This is a genomic window from Slackia sp., from assembly GCF_977041755.1.
On the sequence record NZ_CDRRGL010000094.1, the window covers coordinates 1 to 7,440 of the forward strand.

Genomic DNA, 7,440 nt, shown 5'->3' on the forward strand with positions numbered 1-7,440 from the left:
GGTTGCCGTTCGCTTCGCGTGGTATGCAGCCGTTTCGGTTCTCGTTTTGGAAGAACGTGGGGGGGGATTGACCGTTTCCATCGGGTCGCCCCAATGGAAACTACTCTACGCTTCCTTGGCCATGCTTACGTAGCGCTATTGGGTGAGCGTGTGCAGCTTCTCTTCGAACGCGAGGCCATCGGTGCGCGGAATGCCCAAATCGATGCTTGCCTGAACGCAGTCATGGGCAAACCTCGTTGCTTTTTCGATTGACTTTCTGAACGGAACTTCGTTTACGGCATCGGCCGCGATGATTGCCGAGAAGACGTCGCCCGTTCCCGAACGCTGCTCTCCGAGCTTTTCGTCTGTTACGGTGAAAGGCTTCCTCCCTCGTTCAAAGCATACATTCGACATGCTTGATCCGTGTTCGACTCCTGTCACAACGACTTTAGACGGGCCCATATCGCACAGCTTTTGGGCGAGCGAGAAGGCGTCGTCGAAGCTCATATGTGGGTCGTAATCGACGTTTGCGAGGATGCACGCCTCGGTGATGTTGGGCGTGATGATATCGGCATGGGCAACGAGTTCGGCCATGCGCTCGCACATTTCAGGCGTATAGGTGCCGTAGGCCTTTCCCTCGTCGCCCATAACGGGGTCGACGAGCGTTACGCAGTCGTCACCGCCAAATTCGTCGATGAAATCGCGCACGATTGAAATTTGCTCGGCTGAACCGAGAAACCCGGTGCAAATGCCACGGAATTGTAGGTTGAGTTTGCGCCACTCATCAATATGCTCGTGCATATGGGGCGTGAAATCTTGGAAACTGTAGCTCGGAAAGCCCGTGTGATTGCTTAAGATTGACGTTGGCAGCACGCAGCACTGCACGCCCAGCTGGGAAATAATGGGTAATTGCACAGCGACGGAACACCTGCCGAAGCCGGTGATGTCGTTGATGAGGGCAATTTTCTTTTGGTTATTGTGGTTTGGGGCGATGCTTTGCACGGTAGTCTTTCTGTCGCTATTTCGGAGCGGTTAGCTATTATAGTGGTAGGTTGAATCGCGGAAAGCGCTGTGCGTGGTATTGCGTCGGAAATATAGAACGTTTCGCGTGTTATGGAAGATGGTCTATAGGAATTATTGGCTGCATTCGAGGAGGGCGCCATGGGCAGCAAAAAACGTTCGTCATGGTCGAAGCAGAAAGCGGAGTTTGCTGCTGGACTGGATGATTTTCCCGGCATGGATGATATATTCGCGCGCGAAGAGGCGCATCGGGAAAGGGCCAGCGCCGATCATGAGGCGGCGCGTCGTCGCAAGGCATGCGAGTCGAAGAACCGTTATGCTTCGCGTGCGGAGGCCGAAGAAAATCTTGCGTGGTGTGAGCATAATGGCAAGCGCGGCTTGTCTGTTTACCGGTGTCCCTACTGCGATGGTTGGCATCTTACGTCGCATCCCTGGGATGAATAATGCGTCCTTTATTGCTTTAGTTCTATATCGTTTGAAAAGCGATGCGCGACATAGAGCGCATCGCTTTTTTTATTGGAGCTTCGTGCTTGGCGGAACCAGCACGTCGTAACGTACCGCCTTGCCCGTAATCGAGTAACTTGGCTTTATCCCGGCAAGGTGTCCCCCCTTCACGGGGCGCTTAATAACGACCTTGCGGGGACCGGCTGCGAACGCAGCGCGGATAAGCGTTTCTTCTTCCGCTTCATCGCAGGGGTTTTCGAGCACATGCAGGAGCTGGAACTTCTTCTTCACCGCAGCGCTTTTTTGGCGTGCGGGAAACATTGGATCAAGGTAAATCACGTCGGGAGGTACATCGTCCGATTTCACGAGTGCCGCGAGGTACTGAAGGCTGTCGCCACGTTCGAGCGACATTCTTTTCGCTATGCCAGATACCACCGGGTTATTACCAGCCCTCGAAAGGCCATCCTCCAGAAGCGCCGCGATGGTTTCGTCGCGCTCGAACATGCGCACCGTGAAGCCTGCTGCGGCGAGCAAAAAGGAATCTTGGCCAAGGCCGGCAGTACAGTCGATGGCGGTAGGGGATTGCGTCCCTTTGACTTTCGCCGCCTTTACAAGCAACTCTTGCTGAAGCCGTCCAGGTTTTATACGGGGAAGCATCTCTTCGAAATCGCAACGCAGCTCCATGTTGTCGCCTACGAGGGTTAGTCCCGCATTTGTTTCGCGTAGCTCGACCGATTTCGGTGCCATGTCTTCTCCCTCATGCATGATTGCCGATTTCTTTCATAGTGACAGCGTACCTGAATCGGACAATTCCAGGCGGTTCGTTTAGGAAAAGCGCATTTGCTTTGAATTGTTCCACTGTGGAAAAGAACAATGCGCAAACAGGGGAGCTTTACAAGGTAAATTGATAATGATAAAGCGTAAACATATCATCAACTTTACGCTGCCGTTAGGCATGATACCAAAATTATTCTTTGTAACACCAATGCGTCGAATGGCGGTTTTCGCATGTATTCCAAACAGATATGGCCATATGCTCCATGTGTTCCTTCGCCTTTTCGTCGATGAAATACACCGTTTGGTATTCCTTGGGGGCATGACTTCTTTTCTCGCGGTACCATGAATTCAACTGTTTGAAAATCGAGCTGCTGTTGCAGGCGATTGGTCAAGGAGGCCTGTGTATGGATGCTGCTGAAAAGCGCTATCTTGAACTTCTTTCTCGCTCGTTTCCTACGGTCGCAAAAGCGTCCGCCGAAGTTATAAACCTGAGTGCGATTCTTAATTTGCCGAAGGGCACGGAGTTCTTCGCTTCCGATATTCATGGCGAATACGAGGCGTTCTCGCACATCCTTCGAAATGGCTCGGGCTCGATTCGCCTGAAGATCGATGACGTGTTTGGCGACGAACTCTCGAAGGAAGAAAAGCGCACGCTCGCAACGCTGATTTATTACCCCCGTGAGAAATCTCGTTTGGAGCTTTCGAAGGTTTCAGATGTGGCTGCGTGGTATGGAAAAATGCTGCCGCGTCTGATTGCCGTATGCAAACGTGCCGCGCGTAAATACACCCGTTCTCGTGTTCGCAAAGCCTTGCCCGAAGACTTCGCTTACATCATCGAAGAGCTTATGTATGCCGATACGCGCAACTTCGATAAAGAAGCGTATTACGCTGCCATCGTCGATGCCGTTGTAAGAACTGGCAGGGGGCCTGCATTTGTTGAAGCGTTGTGTGGGCTGATTCAGCGCTTGGCCATTGAACGATTGCACATTATTGGCGATATTTACGATCGCGGCCCTCATCCTGATGCGATTATGGAGGCCCTTATCGATCACCATTCGGTCGATATTCAGTGGGGCAATCATGACATCGTGTGGATGGGCGCTTCGCTCGGCCAACGCGGCTGTATTGCTCATGTCGTGCGAAACTGCGCACGTTACGGAAACCTTTCGATTCTCGAAGATGCCTACGGAATCAATATTTTGCCTTTGGCTCGATTCGCGCTTGATGCGTATAAGGACGACCCCTGCGTCGGCTTCGCTCTGAAGGGCCACCCTGACACCATGTCAGAAGCCGAGATTCTGATGAACGTGAAAATCCAAAAGGCGATGGCCATCATTCAATTCAAGGTCGAAGGCGCGCTTATCGATGAGAACCCGGCATTCGGCCTCCAGAGTCGCAAGCTGCTCGATAAGATCGATTACGAACGCGGCACTGTGGTGTGCGACGGCGTTGAATACGAACTGACCGACAAGATGTTCCCGACCATCGATCCTTGCGACCCATATAAGCTCACGCCTGGCGAGCGCGACGTCATGGATCGCTTGGTTTCTGCGTTCACAGGGTGCGAAAAGCTGCAGCGCCATATGCGTTTCTTCCTGAAAACGGGCAGCCTTTATAAAATCGACAACGGCAACCTGCTGTTCCATGCATGCGTTCCCCTGAATGCTGATGGCAGTTTGAAAGAAGTCGATGTTTTCGGTAAGAAGCTTAAGGGCCGCGCACTCTATGACGAAATGGAGCGATGGGTGCGCATCGCGTTTTTCGACGAGGATGCTGAAATGCGCAAGCGCGGCGCCGATATGCTGTGGTACTTGTGGCTGGGCGAGGGGTCTCCCTTGTTCGCGAAGAGCAAGATGGCAACTTTCGAGCTCTATCTTATTGCCGATAAGGCAGCGCGCAAAGAGGTGAAGAACCCCTTCTATACGCTTCTCGACAACGAGGACGTGTTTGCGGGTATCTTCCGTGATTTTGGTCTTGACCCTGAAACGTCTCATATCATTTGCGGCCATGTACCCGTGAAGGTGAAAGATGGCGAAGACCCGGTGAAGTGCAATGGCAAGGTCATCATGATCGACGGTGGTTTCTCGAAAGCGTATCAGTCTACAACGGGCATTGCGGGCTATACGCTTATCTCGAATTCGCACGGTTTTGTGCTCGCCGCGCACGAGCCCCTCGAATCGGCCCAAGCCGCCGTTGAGCGTGAGCTTGATATTCATTCTTCGCGTCGCGTGGTGGAACGCGTGGGCGTGCGCACGCTTGTTGCCGATACCGATACGGGCGCGAAGCTCAAGGCGCACGTTGCCGATTTGGAGCGTTTGCTTGAAGCGTATCGCCATGGCGATATTCCCGAGCGGAAAAAATCGTAGAATCGTTTTCTCTTATCCAGGCTTCGCCCTTTATTGATGCAGCGGGCGTGAGGGAATCCTGGTTGCGAACGAAAAGGCCGGACGCGCTTAATGCTCGTCCGGCCTTCTTGGTATAGCGAACCCTTTTTATGCGAGGCTCGAGATTGCGTGGATCACAAGTTCGGCGCAATGATGTGCTGCTTGGGCTTCGAAGGTGGGATAGTCGACGCTCGATGACCCGTCGGCCTTGTCGGAAATTGCGCGCACGATTGCGCAGGGAGTGTTCGCAAGGTGGCACACGTTCGCGATGGCGGCGCCTTCCATCTCGCAGCATTTGGCGTCGAAGGCTTTTGTGATGCGCTGCTTTTCGGAATCGCTGCATACGAAACGGTCGCCCGATGCGACGCGGCCCCTATGCGTCGTCACGCCAATCTTGGCTGCAGCGTCGACGACGGCGCAGCTGAGCTTTTCATTCATGGGGAAGGCGAGCGTGTCGGCGCCCGGCGTTTGGCCCACGGCGTAACCCAGGTTGCTTACGTCCATGATGTGGTTCACTGCATCGGTCGCCACAACCACATCGCCGATTTCAATGGCCGCGTCGAGCGAGCCAGCGATGCCGGTGTTGAGCACTGCTCCCACGCCGAAACGGTCTATGAGGATTTGCGTGCAGGTGGCTGCGTTGACCATGCCCACGCCGCACTTCACAACGACGACGCTCGTCTGGCCAATGACGCCTTCGATGAATTCCATGCCGGAAAATGCGGCCGTATGCACTTCGCAGCATTCCTGCATATGCTTCTTGAGGAGTGCGACTTCGACATCCATTGCGCCAATAATGCCGATGGTAGATTGAGATGCCATTTCGTTCCTTCCATCTCGTCGTATCAAAGATCGAGCCTTGGTTCGTTTCTTGTTTTGGTTGCATCGTATCGCATTAATGTTGCCGCAGGCGCGCAACGATGCGTTCGTGTCAAAAAGCGAGACCCAGAACCGCTGAAATGCCATATGTAGGCATAGCAACTTTCTAGTGAGTCGTGCCAAGATGGAAGTTGTGCCGCATTCGTGACTTTTCCCCAGATTGTGCGTGTTCGTAAAACATGGGTAAAACTTCGGTACAATAAGCCGTGTCATGCATTTGGCCGCTTTTACATACGAGGTGCTTCGTGGCTCTCACGTTTTTTGATTTTTTGTCGCACGCAATGGCTCAGCCCATTTTGTTCGTCATTTTGATTCTGGTCATTGGCGTAACTGCAGTTTCTGGCGCTACTGATGCCCCGAACGCTATCGCGACGGTCGTTTCTACTCGTTGTCTTTCCCCGAATGCCGCTATTGCGCTTGCCGCTGTGTTTAATTTCGTGGGCCTTGTGGGCATGACCTATATCTCTACCGCTGTGGCGAAAACCATGTTTGGCATGGTCGACTTTTCAGGTGATACTAATTCAGCGTTATACGCTCTGGTTGCGGCTATGATAGGCGCCATTTTGTGGGGCATCGCGTGTTGGTATTTTGGCATTCCGTGTTCGAAATCGCATTCGTTGATCGCCGGCATTACCGGTGGCGCCATTGCCATGAACGGCTGGGCAGGCGTCGTTCCCGCCGAATGGGCGAAGGTCATTTACGGCATGGTTTTCTCCTTGGTCGCTGGTTTCGTGCTTGGCTGGCTTTTCACGCGCCTCATCGAGTGGATTTTCAAATTCGTGCAACGCCAGGCGGCCAATAAGCTTTTCACCATCATTCAAGACATTGCAGCGGTGGCGCTTTCCTTCTTGCACGGCGCTCAAGATGGTCAGAAATTCATGTCTATCGCCATGCTGGGCATCGCGCTTTCGTTCGGTAGCTCCACGCCCGATTCGAGCGGCTTTCCGCTGTGGATTATGGTTATTTGTTCCGCCGCCATTTCGCTCGGCACAATTTTGGGCGGCAAGCGCATCATCAAGTCGGTCGGCATGGATATGGTGAAGCTCGAGAAATATCAGGGCTGTGCGGCGAACTTCTCCACGACGTTTACGCTTCTGGTTGCGAGTCTTACCGGCATGCCGGTGTCGACGGGCCACTGCAACACGTCTGCCATTATGGGCGTGGGCGCCGCGAAATCGCTCAAGCGTGTGAATTGGTCTATTGCGAAAAACATGCTCATGGCGTGGATCATCACGTTTCCGGCATGCGGTTTTATCGGATTTTTGCTTGCGAAAATCTTCATGATGTTCGCCTAGTTTCAGCTACAGGGGCTTTTGACCGGCGTTCAATATGAAAAAACGAATTTGTTAACGTTTTTGAAACGAAAGCTTTAGCAAGTGCGTTACCCTGACATCTGCAATTTTATCGCTTTGATAGAGGCCGCTTTCGAGCATTCAATCGCGGTGGTAAGCCGAACCAGCTTGCCGTGATGGCGAAGGCCGAAAGCCGAAGGGACCGCATGGGTTCGTGTGCGGCGCCTTGGGGCGGCGGGGAATACCCGTCGCACTGTCGCGGGAACGCGGAGTGCTATCGAAGCTGACGTTTCGCGTGCGCGATCGGCGGCTTGCGGCATTTCGCCCGAGGCCGCCTTTTTCGTTATATGGAGGAATGCAATGCGTACGCCACGTATCGATCGCATGAGGGAACGCCATTTCAACACCACGCCGTGTATTACGGCCGAGCATTTGGTGCTGCAAACGCAGGCTTACAAGCAGTTTGCGGGCGATGCGGTGCCCGTTTTCCGCGCGAAGGTCGTCAATCATATTCTTGAACACATGAGCTGCATGATTTTCGATGACGAGCTTATTGTGGGTACGCCAACGAATGCCTATCGCGGTGCGAATCTGCATCCCGATTTCCAAAGCAGCAGCTGGTACGTGCGCGATATCGATGAATTCAGCACGCGTCCAAAGGACCC

At 53.3% G+C, this 7,440-nt stretch carries 7 protein-coding genes and 1 riboswitch; of the genes, 4 read left to right on the top strand and 3 right to left on the bottom strand.

The genetic code is table 11. The features are described 5' to 3' along the window. Positions 1-135 precede the first annotated feature (135 nt). The gene (locus ACWI8T_RS07160; RefSeq protein ID WP_449138444.1) at positions 136-981 is read right to left on the bottom strand and encodes a pyridoxamine kinase; all 846 of its coding nucleotides are present in this window, start codon (positions 979-981) and stop codon (positions 136-138) included. A 159-nt stretch (positions 982-1,140) separates the two neighbouring features. Between ACWI8T_RS07160 and ACWI8T_RS07165 the strand changes: the two genes are divergently transcribed. Beyond that, complete coding sequence (locus ACWI8T_RS07165) at positions 1,141-1,443, top strand: hypothetical protein (protein WP_449138445.1); 303 nt, start codon at positions 1,141-1,143, stop codon at positions 1,441-1,443. Positions 1,444-1,512: 69 nt separating this feature from the next. Here ACWI8T_RS07165 and ACWI8T_RS07170 read toward each other — a convergent pair whose 3' ends face one another. Then, entirely contained in the window at positions 1,513-2,208 is a 696-nt protein-coding gene (locus ACWI8T_RS07170) for a class I SAM-dependent methyltransferase (RefSeq protein ID WP_449138446.1), read from the bottom strand. Positions 2,209-2,624: 416 nt separating this feature from the next. Here ACWI8T_RS07170 and ACWI8T_RS07175 point away from each other — a divergent pair, with 416 nt between their 5' ends. Continuing rightward, entirely contained in the window at positions 2,625-4,586 is a 1,962-nt protein-coding gene (locus tag ACWI8T_RS07175) for a fructose-1,6-bisphosphatase (RefSeq protein ID WP_449138447.1), read from the top strand. 126 nt (positions 4,587-4,712) lie between these two features. Here the strand turns inward: ACWI8T_RS07175 and ACWI8T_RS07180 are convergent, their stop codons facing one another. After that, positions 4,713-5,426, bottom strand: a complete 714-nt coding sequence (locus ACWI8T_RS07180) for a 5'-methylthioadenosine/adenosylhomocysteine nucleosidase (protein WP_449138448.1) — start codon at positions 5,424-5,426, stop codon at positions 4,713-4,715. 302 nt (positions 5,427-5,728) lie between these two features. Here ACWI8T_RS07180 and ACWI8T_RS07185 point away from each other — a divergent pair, with 302 nt between their 5' ends. Both ACWI8T_RS07185 and ACWI8T_RS07190 read left to right on the top strand, forming a co-directional pair. Further along, positions 5,729-6,778: an inorganic phosphate transporter gene (locus ACWI8T_RS07185; protein WP_337492569.1), complete on the top strand. Its 1,050-nt coding sequence runs from the start codon at positions 5,729-5,731 to the stop codon at positions 6,776-6,778. Positions 6,779-6,888: 110 nt separating this feature from the next. Then, a riboswitch (Lysine riboswitch) is annotated at positions 6,889-7,060 on the top strand. Positions 7,061-7,135: 75 nt separating this feature from the next. Further along, a partial coding sequence (locus tag ACWI8T_RS07190; RefSeq protein WP_449138449.1) for a pyruvate formate lyase family protein occupies positions 7,136-7,440 on the top strand: 305 nt, incomplete at its 3' end.